Source organism: Streptomyces montanisoli (genome assembly GCF_017813245.1).
Classification (GTDB): Bacteria; Actinomycetota; Actinomycetes; order Streptomycetales; family Streptomycetaceae; genus Streptomyces; species Streptomyces montanisoli.
In genome coordinates this window covers 62,564-80,737 of record NZ_JAGIQL010000009.1, presented here as the reverse complement: position 1 = coordinate 80,737, position 18,174 = coordinate 62,564, and the positions used below count along the sequence as shown (strand labels likewise).

Here is an 18,174-nt window from a genome sequence, read left to right as displayed (position 1 = left end):
ACTCGCCGCGGTGGCGGTGCCCACCGCGCACGCCGCCCAACCCGCGTCCGCGAACGCGACAACCGCCGCGCATGCCCGAAGGGCCCCGGCCGCCGCGCACGTCCGCACCCCCTACATGGGCTGGAACACCTACTACGGGCTGGGCGCGCCGACCGAGGAACAGGTCAAGGGCGTCGCCGGCTACCTCGTCAAGAGCGGCCTCAAGAAGGCCGGTTACGACATCGTGTGGCTGGACGGCGGCTGGCAGGCCGACGTGCCGCGCGACAGCGACGGCAACCTGGTGGCCAACGCGGAGCGCTTCCCCTCCGGCATACCCGCCCTCGTCGACTGGCTGCACAAGCGCGGGCTCAAGGCCGGCATCTACACCGACGCGGGCGACTACGACGGCGGCAAGAGCTGCGGCCTCGGCAGCGGCGGCCACTACCGGCAGGACGCCGAGCAGTTCGCCCGCTGGAAGGTCGACGCGATCAAGGCCGACTTCCTCTGCGGCATCGCCGGGAAGGCCGATCCCGCCACGGACTTCAAGAAGTTCAGCGACGCCGTCGCCGCGACCGGCAGGCCGATGCTGCTCAACCTGTGCAACCCGCTGACCGACGACTGGGGCGTCCCCCACACCCCGGCGCAGGACGCCCACAACGCCTACGCGTACGGCCCGTCGCTCGCGACCTCCTGGCGCACCGGCACCGACATCGCCTGGGGCAGTCCGACGGCGGGGGAGTGGCCGGACATCCTGCGCAACATGGATGCGAACGCCGCACACCCCGAGGCCGAGAGCCCCGGCCACTACAATGACCCGGACTACCTGGTCCCGATGCGCCAACTGGCCGACGGCTCCTACGAGCTGCACCAGGAGGAGTCCACCACCCAGCTGGTGATGTGGGCCGAGATGGCCTCACCGCTCGTCATCGGCTCCGACCCGCGCAAGCTGCCCCGGTCGATGATCGACACACTGACCGACCCGGAGATCATCGCCGTCGACCAGGACCCGCTCGACATCCAGGGCGTCCGGATCGCGACCGACGCCACGGGCGACGTGTACAGCAAGGTCCTCAGCGGACGTGGCAAGCGTGCGGTGGTGCTGCTCAACCGCTCGGACGCGCCCGCGCGGCGCACCGTCACCTTCGCCGACGCGGGGCTCACCGGGCGGGTGGCCGTGCGCGACCTGCGCGCGCGGGCCGACCGCGGCACCCGCACCGGTTCGTACACCGTGACGGTGCCCGCGCACGGCACGGCCTCCCTCAAGCTGTCCGGCACCGACGCCGCGCCGGGCACCGCGCTCGGCACGTCCTCCACGGCCGACCCCGCACTGGTCTCCGACCGCGGACGACTGACCGCGTTCACCCGCGGCGCCGACGGGTCGCTTCGGGAGCAGAGCGGCCGCGACGGCGCCTGGCAGACGCACACGATCGACCTGGGCGGCCCGGTGCGCGGCCGCATCGCGGGGGCGCCCGCCGCCTACGGCTCAGCCGGCGGCCGTATCGACGTCTTCGTGCGCGGCACGGACGGCGCCGCCTACCACCGCGTCCGCCAAGGCGGGCACTGGGGCAGGTGGCTCAGGCTCGGCGGCAGCCTCGCGAGCGATCCCGCCGTCGCGTTCACGGGCCCGGACGACTGGACGCTCTTCGCGACGGCACGCGACGGCTCGGTGGTCAGCAGGGGCCCGGCCGGCGGCTGGGCCCCGGTGGGCGCCCCGTCCGGCCGCACCGTGACCGGCCGCCCCGCGGCCGTGACCGACGCCGCAGGACGCACCCACGTCGCCGTGCGCACCAACGACGACGCGGTGTGGGAGCGGGTGCGCGACGCGTCGGGCACCTGGTCGTCGTGGACGTCGCTCGGCGGCACGGTCAGCGGCAGCCCGGCCCTCGTCGCCTCGGGCAACGCCGTCCGTATGTACGCGCGGGCGAGTGACTACACACTGTGGGAGCGTGACTACACGGCCTCAGGAAGCGGCAGTTGGGGCGGGTGGGCGAAGAACTCCGCCTGGGCGAGCGGTGTGTTCGACGGCGCGCTCGGACTGGCCGCCAACCCGGACGGCACGGTGCTCGCTGCCTTCCGCGGGGTGGCGGGACGCGTCCACCAAGCGACGCTCTGACCGGATTCGCCCGGCAGTTGAAGAACTAAATTAGTAATTAATGTTGACGCCACCGCGTCACCACGCGAGTCTGTACCGGCCGCACGAAGGGGCCCGGTCGCCAGGGGGCCGGGCCGCCTTCCGCGGTTACCAAGGGAGTCAGTCATGATCGCCACACCACCCAGCCGCCGCACGTTCCTCGCGGGCGCCGGCGCGGTCACAGCCACCGCCCTGCTCAGCGGATGCGTCACATCCGGCTCGGGGAGCGGCAAGGGGCAGTCCGCCAAGGGCCCGGTGACGCTCCAGTCCAACCTCTCGTCGCCGCAGGCCAAGAGCGCGATGGAGAAGCTGGTCGCCGCCTACGGCAAGAAGGGCGGCCCCGGGGCCAAGCTGAACACCGTCGCCTCCGAGACCTTCCGCACGCAGCTTCCCACCTACCTGACGTCCGCCAACCCGCCCGACGTGCTCACCTGGTACCCGGGCTCCGTCGCCGACACCTATGCCAAGCAGGGGCTGCTGCTCGACATCAGCGACATCTGGAGCGGCCCCGACCTGTCGACGTACTCGGACGCGCAGAAGAAGCTGTGCACCGACTCGCGGGGCAAGAAGGTGTTCGTACCCACCGACTACTACTGGTGGGGCGTCTTCTACCGGAAGTCCCACTTCAAGAAGTGGGGTGTGACGGAACCCAAGACCTGGGACGAGTTCCTCACAGTGTGCGAGACCATCAAGGGCCACAAGGTGGCCTCCATCGGACTCGGCGCGGGCAACGGGACCACCTGGGTGGCCTCATCCTGGTTCGACTACCTCGACATTCGCATCAACGGCGCCCAGTACCACCGCGACCTGCTCGCCGGCAAGCACCGCTTCGACGATCCCCAGGTGCACAAGGTCTTCGACCGCTGGAGCGAGGCGCTGCCGTACTTCGACCCCAACGGCACTGCGCTGGCCTTCCAGGACGCCACCACCGCCCTGCTGCAGGGCCGTACCGGCATGATGCTGATCGGGACGTTCTTCGCCGACGCCGCGCCCAAGGACGCGCTCGACGACATCGACTTCTTCCGCTTCCCGATCATCGACCCCAAGGTGCCGGCAGCCGAAGAGGGCCCCACCGACGGCTACTTCGCCAGCGCCCACACCCCGCACGCCGGCGAGGTCAAAAACTTCATGTCCTACCTCGCCACCGTCGAGGCGCAGGAGATCTACCTCAAGGGGTCGTCCGGCACCTCCATACCGGTCAACCCCAAGGCCAAGGACTCCGGCACCCCGCTCGTCAAGAAGGGCCGCGCCCTCATCGAGAACGCCGCGGACGTCACGCAGTTCTTCAACCGCGACTCCAGCGACGCCCTCCAGCCCTCGGCCGACACCGCACTGACCCACTTCCTCTCCAAGCCCAAGGACATCGCGTCCATCCTGACCACCTGGCAGCGCGACGCGCAGAAGATCTGGAGCCAGTGAGATGGCGGTCCTCACCGCACCGACGCGGCGCAGGCGGGCCACCCGGGTCCCGCCCGTCGTGCTCGCGTTCGTCCTGCTCCCGCTGCTCGCCGAGGGGTTCTTCGTCTTCTGGCCGGCGATCCAGGGCTTCTACCTGTCGCTGACCGACTGGAACGGTGTGTCGGCGCCGACGTTCGTCGGCCTCGCCAACTACCGGGAGATGTTCGGCGACGGCGTCTTCGGCAAGGCGTTCCTCGACACCGTCCTGTGGCTGGTGCTCTTCGGCGGCCTGTCGATCGTCCTCGGCCTCGGCGCGGCGCTCCTGCTCCAGCAGGAACGCCGGGGCATCGGGTTCTACCGCGCGGCGCTGTTCCTGCCCGTCGTGTTCTCGCTGGTCGCCACCGCCCTCGTGTGGCAGGCCATGTACCAGCCCGACGGCCTGATCAACCAGGCTCTCAGAGGCCTCGGTCTCGGCAGCTGGGCCCACCCCTGGCTCGCCGACCAGTCCACCGCCCTGTACGCGGTCATCGTGCCCGCCCTCTGGCGCGAGATCGGCTACGTGATGGTGCTGTACCTCGCCGGCCTCAAGGGCATCGACCCCATGCTCTACGAGGCCGCCAAGGTCGACGGCGCAAGCCGCGCCCAGCAGTTCAGGTACGTCACACTGCCGCAGCTCAGCAGCGTCAACGCGGTGGTCATCTCGGTCATCGTCATCGACTCGCTGCGCTCCTTCGACGTGGTGTGGGCCCTGACACGCGGCGGGCCCTACCACTCGTCCGAACTCCTCAGCACGTACATGTACTCCACCGCGTTCCAGTCCCTGCGCCTCGGCTACGGGTCCGCCCTCGCGGTCGTCATCTTCATCCTCGCGTTCGGGGTCATCGTCTCCTACCTCGTCCGCGCGTTCAGGGAGGCCGACTGATGGCCGTCACCCACGCCTCGCCGCCCCGGGCCGAGACGCAGCCCGCCGGCGACGGCCGCGAACGGCGCCGCGCCGACCGCCCCCGCGGGCGGGCACTCGGCACGGCAGGGTTCCACACCGGCGCCGTGCTGCTGTCCGCGCTGTGGCTGCTGCCCGTCGCCCTCGTCCTCGTCACAGCGACCCGCTCGTTCGACGACATCGCGAGCAACGGACTCGGCGCACTGCCCCACTCGTTCACCCTGGACGGCTTCGCCCAGGCCTGGACCGACGGCGGGCAGGCCAGGGCACTGCTCAACAGCATCATCGTGACCGTTCCCGGTGTCCTGCTCTCCCTGTGGCTCGCCTCCATGGCCGCGTTCGCCCTCAGCCGCTACAACCTGCCGCTGCGCCGCACCCTGCTGCTCCTGATGCTCGGCGGCAATCTGCTGCCGCCGCAGATCCTGCTCATCCCCGTCTCCAAACTCACCGAGATGCTCGGCCTCTACGACAGCCTCTACGCCGTGATCGGCGTGCAAGTGGGCTTCGGCGTGGGCTTCTACGTCTTCGTGCTGCACGGCTTCATGCGGTCCATCCCGCAGGAGATCCAGCAGGCGGCGGTCATCGACGGAGCCGGACCCTGGACCATCTACACCCGCATCGTCATGCCCCTGGCCAAGCCCGCGCTCGCCGCGCTGTGTGCCCTGTCGTTCACCTGGATCTTCAACGACCTGCTGTGGTCCATCACCGTGCTGCGCACCGGCAGCAAGATGCCCATCACCGCGTCGCTGATCGGGCTGCAGGGCCAGTACGTCTCCGACTGGAACGTCATCGCCGCCGGATCCGTGATCGCGGCGGCCCCCACCGTCATCGTCTTCCTCCGCTTCCAGCGCCACTTCGTCGCAGGACTGAACCTCGGAGCCGTCAAGTGACACCGCACGAAGGACCCCCGGTCCCCGCGCCGGCGGCCGGGCCGTGGATCCTGCACACCGAACACACCGTCTACGCCGTCACCCTCTCCCCGGACGGGAGCCGGCCAGAACTGGCGGCCTGGGGGCCGCACGGCGCCGAGGACGGCCCCTCGCCACTCGACTGGCCCGGACGCACCCACTTCATCACCCCGGCGGACGCGGCGCCCGCCGAGTACATCCCCCAGGGGATGCGGCCGTTCACCGGCGCCGACCTGATCGCCCAGCGCCCCGGCGAGGAACGCGGCGTGTGGTGGTCCTTCACCGGCGCCACCACGGAGGACGGCGGCGCCCTGCGGCTCACGTTCACCGACGAGCTGCTCGGTCTGGACGTCGCGGTGTGCTACGAGACCGTCCCGGGCACCGACGTGGTACGCCGCTGGACGGAGCTGACGTGTACGGGCGAGTCCGAACTCCGCCTGGAACGCTTCGACTCGGGCGCGATCAACGTCCCCGTGCGCAAGGCCGCACGGCTCACGTACCTGACGGGCCAGTGGTCACAGGAGTTCCAGCTCACCGAACTCGACCTCGCACGCGGCCGCTTCGAGATCGCCTCCACACAGGGCGTACCGGGCCACGCCTACGCGCCCTGGCTCGCCGTGCAGGACGCCGCGCTGCCGGCCGAGGGCGACACCCCCACCTACGGCATCGCACTGGAGTGGCCGGGCAACTGGCACATCACCGCCGACGCGGAACCGGGCGGCGCCGTACGGGTGCGCGCGGGCCGGCTGCCGCACGAGGGCGCCTTGCGCCTCGCACCCGGCGACACCCTGACCACCCCCGTGCTGGCCTGCGCGTTCAGCGCCGAGGGACGCGACGGCCTGGCCCGCGTCTGGCATCGACACGAGCGCCGGCTCGCCGGCGAGCGGCTCGGCCGCACCCGCAAGGTCCTCTACAACTCCTGGGAGGCCACCGGTTTCGACGTCTCCGCCGCCGACCAGCTCCAACTGGCCAGGACCGCGGCCGGCCTGGGCGTCGAGCTGTTCGTCGTCGACGACGGCTGGTTCCCCGGCAGGCACGACGACACCGGGGGACTCGGCGACTGGCGCCCCGACCAGGTCTCCTTCCCCGACGGATTCGAGGCGTTCATCGCCGGTGTCCGCGACCTCGGCATGGACTTCGGCCTGTGGATCGAGCCCGAGGCCGTCAGCCCCGCATCCGAGCTGTACGCCCGCCACCCCGAGTGGGTGTACCGCATCGAGGGCCGCCCCGCCACGCTCGTCCGCAACCAGCTCCTCCTCGACCTGGGCCGCGAGGACGTCCAGCGGTTCGTCCTCGACACCCTCGACGAGCTGCTCGGCACCTATGACATCAGCTACCTCAAATGGGACATGAACCGGCCGCCCACCGAGCGCGGCCGGCCAGGCGCGGGCCCCGCCGAGGCACTCGACCTGGACGCCGCGCACGTCCGCGGCTACCTCCGCGTCCTCGACCACCTGCGCTCCCACCACCCGGACGTCACCGTCGAGGGGTGCGCGGGCGGCGGCGGCCGCATCGAGCACGCCACCCTCGCCCGCACCGACGTCGTCTGGCCGAGCGACAACACCGCGCCCCTCGACCGGCTCTCGATCCAGTACGGCTACCTGCACGCCCACGCGCCGCACACCATGAGCTCGTGGGTCACCGACGCGCCCGGCGTCTTCGATCCGCGGCCGCGCTCCCTCGCCTTCCGCTTCGTCACCGCGATGGCGGGCGTACTCGGCGTCGGCGCCGACATCCGCCGGTGGAGCGAGGAGCAGCGCGCAGAGGCCGCGGGGTGGATCGCCCGGTACAAGGAGCTCAGGGACGTCGTCCACCACGGCGAGACGCGGCTGCTCGGCACGCCGGCCGACGCGACCTGCGGCGTGCAGTACGCGCGTGACGACGGCAGCCGCATCGCGGTCCTCGCCTGGAGCACCGGCCCCCTCGACGGCGCCCCCCTCGTGCCCGGCAGGCCCGCCAGGCTCAGGCTCCGCGGCCTCGACCCGGCCGCCCGCTACCGCGACGCCGAATCGGGTGGTGAGTACAGCGGCGCGTACCTGCTCCACAGCGGGCTGCCGTTCGCCTGGACGGCCGCGCACGACGCCGGGATCGCCGTCCTGGACAGGCGGTAGCGTGCCGACCACCACCCCGAACACCGCGCAGGTCACGACAGCGGCAAGCACCGGACAACACACCGCAAGCCCCGAGGAGACGACCCACGCCATGAACCAGGCCGCACGATTCACCGGCCGCGTCGCCGTCGTCACCGGCGCCGCCTCGGGCATCGGCGCCGCGACCGCGCGCCGCCTCGCCACCGAGGGCGCTGCCGTGGTGCTCGCCGACGTCGCCGAGGAGCGCGGCGAGCACACCGCCGCGGGCATACGGGCGGACGGCGGACGCGCCGCGTTCGTCGCCGCAGACGTCGCCGACCCCGGTGACTGGGACCGCGTCGCCGAGGTCGCCCACACCTTCGGGCCCGTCGGCGTGCTCGTCAGCAACGCCTACACGGTGGATGTCGTGCCCGCGGGGGACATGACCCTCGCCTCCTGGGAGCGGCAGCTCTCGGTCAACCTCACCGGCGCCTTCCTCGGCTTCCGCACCCTCCTGCCCGACCTGCGCGAACACCGGGGCGCGGTCGTCCTCACCTCGTCCGTGCACGCGCACAAGGGCATCCCGGGCCACCCCGCGTACGCAGCCTCCAAGGGCGCCCTGCTCTCGCTCAGCGGCCAGCTCGCCGTCGAGTACGGGCCCGAGATCCGGGTCAACGCCCTCCTGCCAGGCCCGGTGCTCACCGCCGCCTGGGACCGCGTGCCCGAGGAGGACCGGGCGCGCAGCGTCGCCGAGACCGCCGTCCGCCGCTTCGGCACGCCCGAGGAGGTCGCCGCGGCGATCGCGTTCCTCACCGCCGACGAGTCCGCCTTCGTCACCGGGGCGAGCCTCCTCGTCGACGGCGGCTGGAGCGTCGTCAAGGCGTCCGCGTGACCGGGGCGGCACGACGACGGCCACCGGCCGCACCACGACGAGCCACGGTGACACCACCACGAGCCACGGTGACACCACGACGAGCAGCAGAAAGGCAGCAAACGACATGACGCCGTACGCGCGCCGCGGAGTGCACGGACAGACCGTGGAGGCCCTCGCGCGCCGGGTGCTCAGCGGCCGGATCCCCGAGGGGGCGACACTCGACCTCGTCGCGCTCCAGGGGGAGTTGGACGTCAGCCTGACCGCCCTGCGGGAGTCGCTCAAGGTGCTCGCCGCCAAGGGGATGGTCGACGCCCGGCAGAAGCGCGGCACCTTCGTCAGGCCACGCGCCGACTGGAACCTGCTCGACGCGGACGTCCTGCGCTGGCAGTTCGCCGGCTCGACCGACACCGTGGCCGACCTCGCCCTGCTGCGCAACCTCAGCGAGGTGCGCGGCATCATCGAGCCGGCCGCCGTACGGCTCGCGGCCCAGCGGCGCGGCGACGCGGACGTCCAGGCGCTGGAGGACGCGCTCGCCGCCATGGGCATCGAAGGCGGTGGGCAGGCGGACCACGCCGTCGAGGCCGACCTCGCCTTCCACCGTGCCCTGCTCAACGCCACCCACAACGAACTGCTCGAACGCATGGAGATGGTCATCGAGTCGGGCCTGGCCCACCGCGACCGTATCGTGCACAGCTCCCCGCACGGCGAGGACCCGGTGCCCAGCCACCGTGCCGTGCTCGACGCGGTGCGCGCCGGCGACGGCGACGCCGCGGAACGCGCCATGCGGGCCCTGCTCGACCAGGCAGGACGCGACCTCGACAAGGTGCACGCGACCTCCCAGGACAGCACGCGCACGGAAGGCGACGGGACCAAGTGAAGATCGACCGGGTCGAGACGTTCCTCGTGCCGCCCCGCTGGCTGTTCTGCCGCGTCGAGACGGACGAGGGCGTCGTCGGCTGGGGCGAACCGGTCGTCGAGGGACGCGCCGAGGTGGTCAGGGCCGCCGTCGACGTCCTGGCCGAGTACCTCGTCGGCCAGGACCCTCTGCGCATCGAGGACCACTGGCAGGTCATGACCAAGGCGGGCTTCTACCGCGGCGGACCCGTGCTGTCCAGCGCGGTCGCCGGCCTCGACCAGGCGCTGTGGGACATCGCGGGCAAGGCGTACGGCGCGCCCGTGCACGCGCTGCTCGGCGGTCCCGTCCGCGACAGGGTGCGCGTCTACGCCTGGGTCGGCGGCGACGAGCCGGCGCACATCGCCGAGCAGGTCGCGGCGCAGACCGAGGCCGGGTTCACCGCCGTCAAGATGAACGCCGCCGGGCGAACCTCCCCGATGGCCACCGCCGCCGAGACGGCCGCCATAGTCGAGCGGGTCGCCGCCGCACGCGAGGTGCTCGGCCCGCACCGGGACGTCGCCGTCGACTTCCACGGCCGGTTCACCCCAGCGGGCGCCCGCCGCGTCCTCGCCGAACTGGCGCCACTGCACCCGCTGTTCGCCGAGGAGCCACTGCTGCCCGAGCACGGCGGTGTGCTGCCGGCGCTGGTGGCCGCGAGCCCCGTACCCGTCGCCACCGGCGAACGGCTCTACGGACGCGCCGAGTTCCTGCCCGTGCTCGGCGCCGGGGTCGCGGTCGCGCAGCCCGACCTCTCGCACGCCGGCGGCATCTCCGAGGTGCACCGCATCGCGTCGCTCGCCGACGTGTACGGCGCACAGCTCGCCCCGCACTGCCCCCTCGGGCCGATCGCGCTCGCCGCCAGCCTGCAGATCGCCTTCTCCGCCCCCAACTTCCTCATCCAGGAGCAGAGCAGGGGCATCCACTACAACAAGCACGCCGACCTGCTCTCGTACCTCGTCGACACCGAACCCTTCCACTTCGTCGACGGGCACGCACACCGCACCACCGCGCCGGGCCTCGGTGTCAGCGTCGACGAGGACGCCGTACGCGCGGCCGACCGAGCCGGGCACCGCTGGCGCAATCCGCTGTGGCGCCACGACGACGGATCGTTCGCGGAGTGGTGAGCGACGGCACGCGCGCGGCCGGGCCCCGGATCGTCACCGACCCCGCGCACGGCGGCCGCTGGACATCGCTGACCTCCGGCGGACGGGAGTGGCTCTGGCACCGCGACGAGCCCCGCAGGCACACCGTGCGCCCCGGCGACCCGTTCGCCGACGCGGGCGGCGCCGAGGAGTGCCTGCCCACCGTGCGGGGCGTGCCGGACCACGGCGACGCCTGGTCCAGGCCCTGGCGGCGGCACGGCGACGAGGAACACACCGCCTGGCCCGGCTTCGCCCTCGCCCGGCGCATCCGCACCGGCACCGAACACACCGTCGTCGACTACCGGCTGGCCGCCGAGCCCGGCACGCGCTTCCTGTGGGCGGCCCACGCGCTGCTCGACCTCTCGCACCGCGCCACGGTGGCCCTGCGCGACGGCGCGCCCCTGCGGCTGTATCCGGATGGCGGCCCCCACTGGCGGCCCGGCCGCTGGCCGTGCCCCGCCGGCATCCCGCTGCATCTTCTGGGCGCACCCGACGGCACGGCCGTCGGCGCGGTCGTCGAGGCCGGCGAGGCGACCGTGCACGACGGCCCCGACTCCCTCACCCTGCGCGTCGAGGCGGACGGTCAGCCGCTCTCCGTCGCCCTGTGGCGCAACCTCGGCGGCTTCCCCGAACAGGCGCCCTACCGGTCGATCGGCGTCGAGCCCATGCTCGGCAGGGTCTTCGCCCTCGACGGCGCGGCCGAGGGCGACACCGCCACCGTGCCACCATCGGGTCAGGCGCGCTGGCGCCTCGTCCTCACGGCACACCACTCACAGGAAAGGACACACTGACGTGGACCTGCTCGGCGCGCTGCGCGCCCACCGGATCGTGGCCATCGTGCGCGGGAGCGACCCAGGCGCCTCGCTCGCCACCGTGCGGGCACTGGCCGAGGAGGGCGTCGCGCTGATCGAGGTGTCACTCTCGGGACGCGACGCGCTCGACGTCATCGCGGAGGCGAGAAAGGCGCTCGGCCCCGGCGCGCCGCTCGGTGCGGGCACCGTGCTCACCGCCGAGGACGCCGCCTCGGCCCACCGCGCCGGCGCCGACTTCGCCGTGACGCCCGCGCTCGGCGAGGGCGTCACCGCCGCACGGGACCTCGGCCTGCCCGTCCTGGCGGGCGTCATGACACCCACCGAGATCGTCTCGGCCAGGCGGCTCGGCGCCGCGGCCCTGAAGATCTTCCCGGCCGCCCAGGCAGGCGGCCCCGGCTACCTGCGGGCGCTGGCGGGCCCGTTCCCCGGTCTGCCGTTCGTGCCGGTCGGCGGCGTCGACGCGGACGCCGCCCGCGCCTACCTCGCCCAGGGCGCGGTGGCCGTGGGCGTGGGCTCCCCACTCGTCGGCGACGCGGCGGACGGCGGCGACCTCGACGCGCTGCGCGTGCGCGCCCGCAGGTTCCTCGACGTCGTGCGGACACCGGACGCCGACCACGGACCGGCCGGGGCGGGGGAGACGCGGTGAGCGGCACGGACCCGACGCCCCGGGTCTGCTCGTCGGACCGCCTCGCACTCGGCGAGGGCCCGCGCTGGGCCGGCGGCCGGCTCCACCTCGTCGACATCCTGACGGGCCGCCTGCTCACGGCCCGCGACGGCGGGGACGACCCCACCGCACGCTTCGACGTGGTCGCCACCCTGCCGGAACCGCTCGGCGCCGTGGCCCCGGTGGCGGGCCGCCCCGGCCACTGGATCGCGGCCGCGGGCACCGGCATCTGCCTCCTCGGCCCGGGCGGAGACACCACGTGGCTCGCCCGTCCCGAGGACGGCGCGCCGTCACCCGCGCGCATGAACGACGCGTCCGCCGACCCGCACGGCCGCTTCTGGGCGGGCAGCATGGCCTACGACGAGGCCGAGGGCGCGGGCTCCCTCTACCGCGTCGACCCGGACGGCACGGTCAGCCGTGTGCTCACCGGCATCACCATCCCCAACGGCCCGGCGTTCGGCGCCGACGGCACCACCATGTACCTCACCGACACCGCACGCCGGGTGGTACGCAGGCACACCGTCGACCCGGAAAGCGGGGAGATCGGCCCGGGAACGGTGTTCACCGAGCTGGCCTCGGGCGGTCCCGACGGGATGGCGGTGGACGCGGAGGGCGGCCTGTGGACGGCCGTGTGGGGCAAGGGAGTCGTGCACCACTTCACCCGCGAAGGCGTGCGCGACCGCACCGTCGAACTGCCCGCGTCGCAACCGGCCGGGGTCTGCCTGGGCGGCGACGACCTGCGCACCCTTTACGTCACCAGCGCACGCACCGGGCTCGGGCGCCCGGGCGCGCTCGACGGCGCGGTCTTCGCCACCCGTGCCGACGTGCCGGGCGTGCCGGTCCCGGCGTTCCGTCCCGCGCCCGGGCTCCTCGGGACGGGGACCGGCGCGTGAGCAGGCCACTGCCGGCACCCCGCGGGCCGGTCGCCTGCGTCGGCGAGACGATGGCGGCCATGGCGCCCGCCCCGCTGGGCCCGCTCGACGCGGCGCACCACCTCACGCTCGACATGGCGGGCGCCGAGTCCAACGTCGCCTGCTACCTCGCCGATCACGGCGTGCCCGCCCGCTGGGTCTCCGCCCTGGGCGACGATCCGCTCGGCCGCATGGTGCGCGAGCGCGTCGCGGCCTTCGGCGTCGACGTGTCAGGTGTGAGGACCGACCCGGCGCGCCCGACCGGGCTGCTGTTCAAGGACCCGGGCCGCGACGGCACCCACGTCCACTACTACCGGCGGGACTCCGCCGCCGCGGGCCTCGGCCCCGGCCTGCTCGCCGAGGACGCCGTCCGCACCGCCGGCCTCCTGCACCTCACCGGCATCACCGCGGCGCTCTCCCCGTCCTGCCACGACCTCGTGCGGGCCGCACTGTCCGGCGCGCGCGCCCGGCCCGTCAGCTTCGACGTCAACCACCGCGCCGCACTGTGGACCGGAGCACCCGAGCCGGCCGCCGACGTGCTGCTCTCCCTGGCCCGCCGGGCGGACATCGTCTTCGTCGGGCTCGACGAGGCGCAGGACCTGTGGGGCGCGGCGGCCGCGGACCCCGACGACGTGCGCGCGCTGCTGCCGGAACCCGCCACCCTGGTCGTCAAGGACGGCGGCCGCGCCGCGACCGCCTATACGGGCTCCCGCCGTCACACCGTGCCCGCCCCGCGTGTCGACGTGGTCGAACCGGTCGGCGCGGGGGACGCGTTCGCCGCCGGCTTCCTCGCGGCCACCGTCCGCGGCGACCACCCGGCCCGCGCCCTGCGCCTCGGCCACCTCACCGCGGCATCCGCCCTGCGGGTCTCCTCCGACCACGGCCCACTGCCGTCGCCCCGGACGGTCGAGGCCTTGCTGTCCGCGGACGACGCCGCATGGACTGAGGCGTTCGCGCGGACCACGCCGCGCCTACATTGAGCTCGTTTGCGCAAAAAAGCTGATATGGGCTTCGGCTTAACCGGATCGCGACCTGACCAGCCTTGACGTGCACACGAGCAAGTTGCGATCGTCAGGAACGGCGCTGCTGAGTCGCGCGGCCCGCCTTCAATCGGCTGTCTCCCACGCGAGGTTGTCGCCCCATGCCCTGCGCACTGCTCACCCCGGCCTCGCGGCCCGCCTGTGCGGATCCGCCGCCACAGGTCAGGCTCCTACACCGGAGGGGTCGCGCGCCACTCATTTTCTGATCCACCGACGAACCGCACGTCCTGTCCGAGCGCTCGCGAACCGGTGCCCGGTCAACGCGGCCACGCGTCCGGCCATCACACCGGATGTGCGGGCCGACAGCCCCAGTCACGAAAGGCCGGCTCACCGTGCTGCGTTACATCGCCCGCAAAGCAGTCGGCTGGTTTTTGATGATCGCCGTCGCGACCAACCTCACGTACTTCCTCGCCAACGCATTCCTCAAACCCGCGTCGAACTACACCGCGTTGCGACCGCCTCGAACTCCAGCTCAGATCAACCATTCGCTGTCGCTCTACAACCTCAATCCGAACAAACCGATCCTGGACCGGTGGTGGCACTGGATATCCGGGATCGTGACCCACTTCGACTGGGGCCGCTCGCCCACCGGCGGCAGCGTCAACGACCAGGTCGCCTACCGGATCTTCGTCAGCGGCCAACTGGTCCTGGGCTCGACGATCCTCGCCATCGTCATCGGCGTCGGTCTCGGTGTCTACACCGCGTCGCGCCAGTACAAGGCCGCCGACCGGGTGTGGCAGGGCCTGTCCGTACTGTCCTTCAACACACCATCCGCGGTGGCCTCGCTCGCGGTGGTGCTCGCGGCCATCGCGCTGAACCAGGCCCTGGGCAACACGCTGCTGCCGGTCGCCGGCGCACAGAGCCCCGACGTCTCCGGCTTCTGGCCGGTGTTCGCCTCCAGAGCGACACACGCGATCCTGCCGACGATCTCGCTCACGTTCATCTCCTACGCCGGATACCACCTGTTGCAGCGGTCACTGCTGCTCGACAACATCAACTCCGACTACGTGCGCACGGCACGCGCCAAGGGGCTGACGCGTAAGCAGGCCATCTACCGGCACGGACTGCGCACTTCGATCATTCCCGTCGCCACCCAGGTCGCGTTCGCGATGCCGGCGCTGTTCACCGGCGCGGTCATCACGGAGACCGTCTTCGCCTGGCACGGAATGGGCGAGTACTTCACCAAGACCATCAGCACGAACGACGTGCACGGCGTCGTCGCCGTCGCGGCCTTCGGTGCCCTCATGACGGCCATCGGCGCGATCCTCGCCGACCTCGTCGTCGTGGCCCTCGACCCCAGGATCAGGGTGAGCTGACGTGGCCATCAACATGCCAGGCGCCGGACCCGACGCCGCGGAGGCACACCCCGGCAAGACGGGCGCGCCCGAACCCGAAAAGGCCGGCTCGGGCGGCAAGCGCCTCTCCCCGGTCAAGCTCTACACGCGGCGCTTCGCACGCAACAAGGCGGCGCTCGGCGGTCTCGTCCTCTTCGCCCTCCTCGTGTTCTTCGCGGTGTTCGGCCGGTTCCTGACCCACTGGAACTACACGGAGGCGGACTTCACCGCACTCACGGTCTCCCCGGGCGTCAGCGGCCACCTGCTCGGCACCAACGGCGCGGGCAACGACGTCTACGCACAGCTCGTGCACGGCCTCGGCAGGTCGATGATCATCGCCGTGACGGTGTCGCTGCTGACCACCGCCATAGCGGGGCTGTTCGGCACCACCGCCGCCTACTTCGGCGGCAAGGTCGAGCGGGCGATGCTCGGATTCGTGCACTTCCTGCTCATCCTGCCCTCGTTCCTCATCATCGCCCTGGTCGGCACCCACTACCGCGGCGAGTGGCAGGTCCTCGTCGTCGTCCTCACACTGTTCGGCTGGATGCTCACGGCCCGGGTGATCTGGTCCCTGGCCACCTCCCTGCGTGAGCGCGAGTACGTGACGGCGGCCCGCTTCATGGGCGTCAGCCCGATGCGCACCATCGTCCGCCACCTGCTGCCGAACATCGGCTCCCTACTCATCGTGACGTTCACCCTCGGTGTCGCCTCGACCGTGCAGGCCGAGACGGCGCTCTCCTTCATCGGGTTCGGCGTCAAGCAGCCCGACGTGTCCCTGGGCTCCATGCTCGCCGACGGGCAGAGCACCCTGTCCACCGCTCCCTGGCTGTTCTACCTGCCGGCGGCCCTGGTGGTGCTGCTGACCGTGGCGATGGCACTCATCGGCGACGGCCTGCGCGACGCCCTCGACCCCACCTCGCAGTCTGGAGGCCGCGCATGATCGAGCAGCGCGCAGTCATGACCAAGCCCGCCACCCAGCAGCCCCTGCTGTGCGTGCGCGACCTGAAGGTGGCGTTCCCGTCGGAATCGGGCCGGGTGGACGCCGTACGCGGTGTCTCCTTCGACCTGCACCGCGGCAAGACACTGGGCATCGTCGGCGAATCGGGGTCGGGCAAGTCCGTCACGTCCATGGCCGTCATGGGGCTGCTGCCCGACTACGCGGCGGTCACCGGCTCGGTCACCCTCGGCGGGGAGAACCTCCTCGACCTCGACGACCGGCGGATGTCGAAGGTGCGCGGCCGGCGCATCGGCATGATCTTCCAGGACCCGCTCTCGTCGCTCACCCCGATCTTCTCCATCGGGTCCCAGATCGTCGAGGCGCTCCAGATCCACCAGGACATCTCGTCCGCGGCCGCATGGAAGCGTGCCGTCGAACTGCTCGACCTCGTCGGCATCCCCAACCCCGACCGCCGCGCAAAGGGATTCCCGCACGAGTTCTCCGGCGGCATGCGGCAGCGGGCCGTCATCGCCATGGCGATCGCGAACGACCCCGATCTGATCATCGCGGACGAGCCGACGACCGCCCTCGACGTCACCGTGCAGGCGCAGATCCTCGACGTCCTGCGGACCGCCCAGCGCGAGACCGGGGCAGCGGTCATCATGATCACCCACGACCTCGGCGTGGTCGCGGGATCGGCCGACGACGTCATGGTGATGTACGCGGGCCGCGCGGTGGAGCGTGCGGGGGTCGACGAGCTCTTCTCCCGCCCACGCATGCCGTACACCATCGGCCTGATGGGCGCGATTCCCCGCTTGGACGACCGTGACAGGGAAGCCCTGACACCGGTCCAGGGGACCCCGCCGCTCTTGGTGGACCTGCCCGACGCCTGCCCCTTCGCGGCACGCTGCCCGGCGGTGCAGGACGCCTGCCGCGAGGCGGAACCGGACCTGCTGGCGATCGCCGGAGGCGGTGACGTAGGCGGCAGCGAGCACTCGGCCGCCTGCCGGCGCGCCGCGGAGATCGACGACGCCGCCATCGGCGGCGAGCCGATCTACCCCGTCCCGGCCGAGAGGGAGAACCGGGCCGCGGCCGTCCCCCGCGAGGACCGGCCCAAGGTCCTGGAACTCTCCGATGTCACCAAGACCTTCCCGCTCACCAAGGGCGGCCTGCTCAAGCGCCAGGTGGGCACCGTCTTCGCCGTCAACGGCATCGACCTCGACATCCGGGAGGGGGAGACGCTCGGACTCGTCGGCGAGTCGGGGTGCGGCAAGACCACCACACTGCTCGAGATCATGGGGCTGACCCCGCCCGAGCGGGGCGCCATCTCCGTCTGCGGCAAGGACACGGCCGGCCTGAAGCGCGAGCAGGACATCAGCGCCGTGCGCCGCGACATCCAGATGGTCTTCCAGGACCCCATGGGGTCGCTGGACCCGCGCATGACGGTCTTCGACATCCTCGCGGAGCCCCTCCGCGCGGTGGGCGAGCGCGACAGGAAGACGCTCAGCGACAAGATCGCGGACCTGATGGAACTGGTGGGCCTCGACCCCGAGCACCGCGACCGCTTCCCCGCCGCCTTCTCCGGCGGGCAGCGGCAGCGCATCGGCATCGCACGGGCGCTCGCCACGAAGCCGCGGCTGCTGGTCCTCGACGAGCCGGTCTCGGCGCTCGACGTCTCGGTGCAGGCCGGCGTCATCAACCTGCTCAACGACCTCAAGGCCGAGCTGGGCCTGTCCTACCTCTTCGTCGCCCACGACCTGTCGGTGGTGTGCCACATCTCCGACCGGGTGGCGGTGATGTACCTGGGACGGATCGTCGAGATCGGCGACACCGACTCGGTCTTCGACAACCCCAGGCACCCCTACACCAAGGCGCTCCTGTCCGCGATCCCCCTGCCGGACCCGGTCGCGGAACGCACCAGGGAACGGGTCCTGCTCAAGGGCGACCTGCCCAGCCCCACCGACGACCGGCCGGGCTGCCGGTTCGTCAGCAGGTGCCCGCTCCACCTGACGCTCTCGGAGCCGCAGCAGCAGAAGTGCCGCGGCGTCACACCGCAGCTGACCGGGAGGGAAGACCAGGACCACCTCGACGCATGCCACTTCGCGGACCTGACCGCGTCCGCCGACAACTGAGCTGAAAG

General features: G+C 72.2%; 15 protein-coding genes. All 15 read left to right on the top strand.

The genetic code is table 11. The features are described 5' to 3' along the window. On the top strand, positions 1–2,092 hold a 2,092-nt coding region (locus JFN87_RS04485), incomplete at its 5' end, for a DUF8189 domain-containing protein (protein WP_245178717.1). 144 nt (positions 2,093–2,236) lie between these two features. Continuing rightward, positions 2,237–3,529: an ABC transporter substrate-binding protein gene (locus JFN87_RS04480; protein WP_209338534.1), complete on the top strand. Its 1,293-nt coding sequence runs from the start codon at positions 2,237–2,239 to the stop codon at positions 3,527–3,529. A gap of 1 nt (position 3,530) precedes the next feature. Beyond that, on the top strand, positions 3,531–4,430 hold the full coding sequence (locus tag JFN87_RS04475; RefSeq protein WP_209338533.1) for a carbohydrate ABC transporter permease: 900 nt from the start codon (positions 3,531–3,533) through the stop codon (positions 4,428–4,430). Beyond that, positions 4,430–5,338: a carbohydrate ABC transporter permease gene (locus JFN87_RS04470; protein WP_209338532.1), complete on the top strand. Its 909-nt coding sequence runs from the start codon at positions 4,430–4,432 to the stop codon at positions 5,336–5,338. Before JFN87_RS04475 ends, JFN87_RS04470 begins: the two co-directional genes overlap by 1 nt. Beyond that, positions 5,335–7,467, top strand: a complete 2,133-nt coding sequence (locus JFN87_RS04465; RefSeq protein ID WP_209338531.1) for an alpha-galactosidase — start codon at positions 5,335–5,337, stop codon at positions 7,465–7,467. The genes JFN87_RS04470 and JFN87_RS04465 overlap by 4 nt, the downstream gene beginning before the upstream one ends. 91 nt (positions 7,468–7,558) lie before the next feature. Next, positions 7,559–8,317, top strand: a complete 759-nt coding sequence (locus tag JFN87_RS04460) for an SDR family NAD(P)-dependent oxidoreductase (protein WP_209338545.1) — start codon at positions 7,559–7,561, stop codon at positions 8,315–8,317. Between the two features lie 106 nt (positions 8,318–8,423). Further along, the gene (locus JFN87_RS04455) at positions 8,424–9,176 is read left to right on the top strand and encodes a FadR/GntR family transcriptional regulator (protein WP_209338530.1); all 753 of its coding nucleotides are present in this window, start codon (positions 8,424–8,426) and stop codon (positions 9,174–9,176) included. Then, the gene (dgoD, locus tag JFN87_RS04450) at positions 9,173–10,318 is read left to right on the top strand and encodes a galactonate dehydratase (RefSeq protein WP_209338529.1); all 1,146 of its coding nucleotides are present in this window, start codon (positions 9,173–9,175) and stop codon (positions 10,316–10,318) included. Before JFN87_RS04455 ends, dgoD begins: the two co-directional genes overlap by 4 nt. Next, a complete protein-coding gene (locus JFN87_RS04445; protein WP_209338528.1) occupies positions 10,315–11,127 on the top strand; it encodes a hypothetical protein in 813 nt (270 codons plus the stop codon). The genes dgoD and JFN87_RS04445 overlap by 4 nt, the downstream gene beginning before the upstream one ends. 1 nt (position 11,128) lies before the next feature. Further along, positions 11,129–11,794, top strand: a complete 666-nt coding sequence (locus tag JFN87_RS04440; protein WP_209338527.1) for a bifunctional 4-hydroxy-2-oxoglutarate aldolase/2-dehydro-3-deoxy-phosphogluconate aldolase — start codon at positions 11,129–11,131, stop codon at positions 11,792–11,794. Further along, positions 11,791–12,705, top strand: coding sequence for an SMP-30/gluconolactonase/LRE family protein (locus tag JFN87_RS04435; RefSeq protein ID WP_209338526.1), 915 nt, complete (start codon positions 11,791–11,793; stop codon positions 12,703–12,705). Before JFN87_RS04440 ends, JFN87_RS04435 begins: the two co-directional genes overlap by 4 nt. After that, the gene (locus tag JFN87_RS04430) at positions 12,702–13,703 is read left to right on the top strand and encodes a sugar kinase (protein ID WP_307865298.1); all 1,002 of its coding nucleotides are present in this window, start codon (positions 12,702–12,704) and stop codon (positions 13,701–13,703) included. The genes JFN87_RS04435 and JFN87_RS04430 overlap by 4 nt, the downstream gene beginning before the upstream one ends. A gap of 392 nt (positions 13,704–14,095) precedes the next feature. Next, positions 14,096–15,079: an ABC transporter permease gene (locus JFN87_RS04425; RefSeq protein ID WP_209338525.1), complete on the top strand. Its 984-nt coding sequence runs from the start codon at positions 14,096–14,098 to the stop codon at positions 15,077–15,079. A 1-nt stretch (position 15,080) separates the two neighbouring features. Next, entirely contained in the window at positions 15,081–16,037 is a 957-nt protein-coding gene (locus JFN87_RS04420) for an ABC transporter permease (RefSeq protein ID WP_209338524.1), read from the top strand. Continuing rightward, entirely contained in the window at positions 16,034–18,166 is a 2,133-nt protein-coding gene (locus JFN87_RS04415) for an ABC transporter ATP-binding protein (RefSeq protein WP_209338523.1), read from the top strand. The genes JFN87_RS04420 and JFN87_RS04415 overlap by 4 nt, the downstream gene beginning before the upstream one ends. The last annotated feature ends 8 nt before the right edge of the window (positions 18,167–18,174 follow it).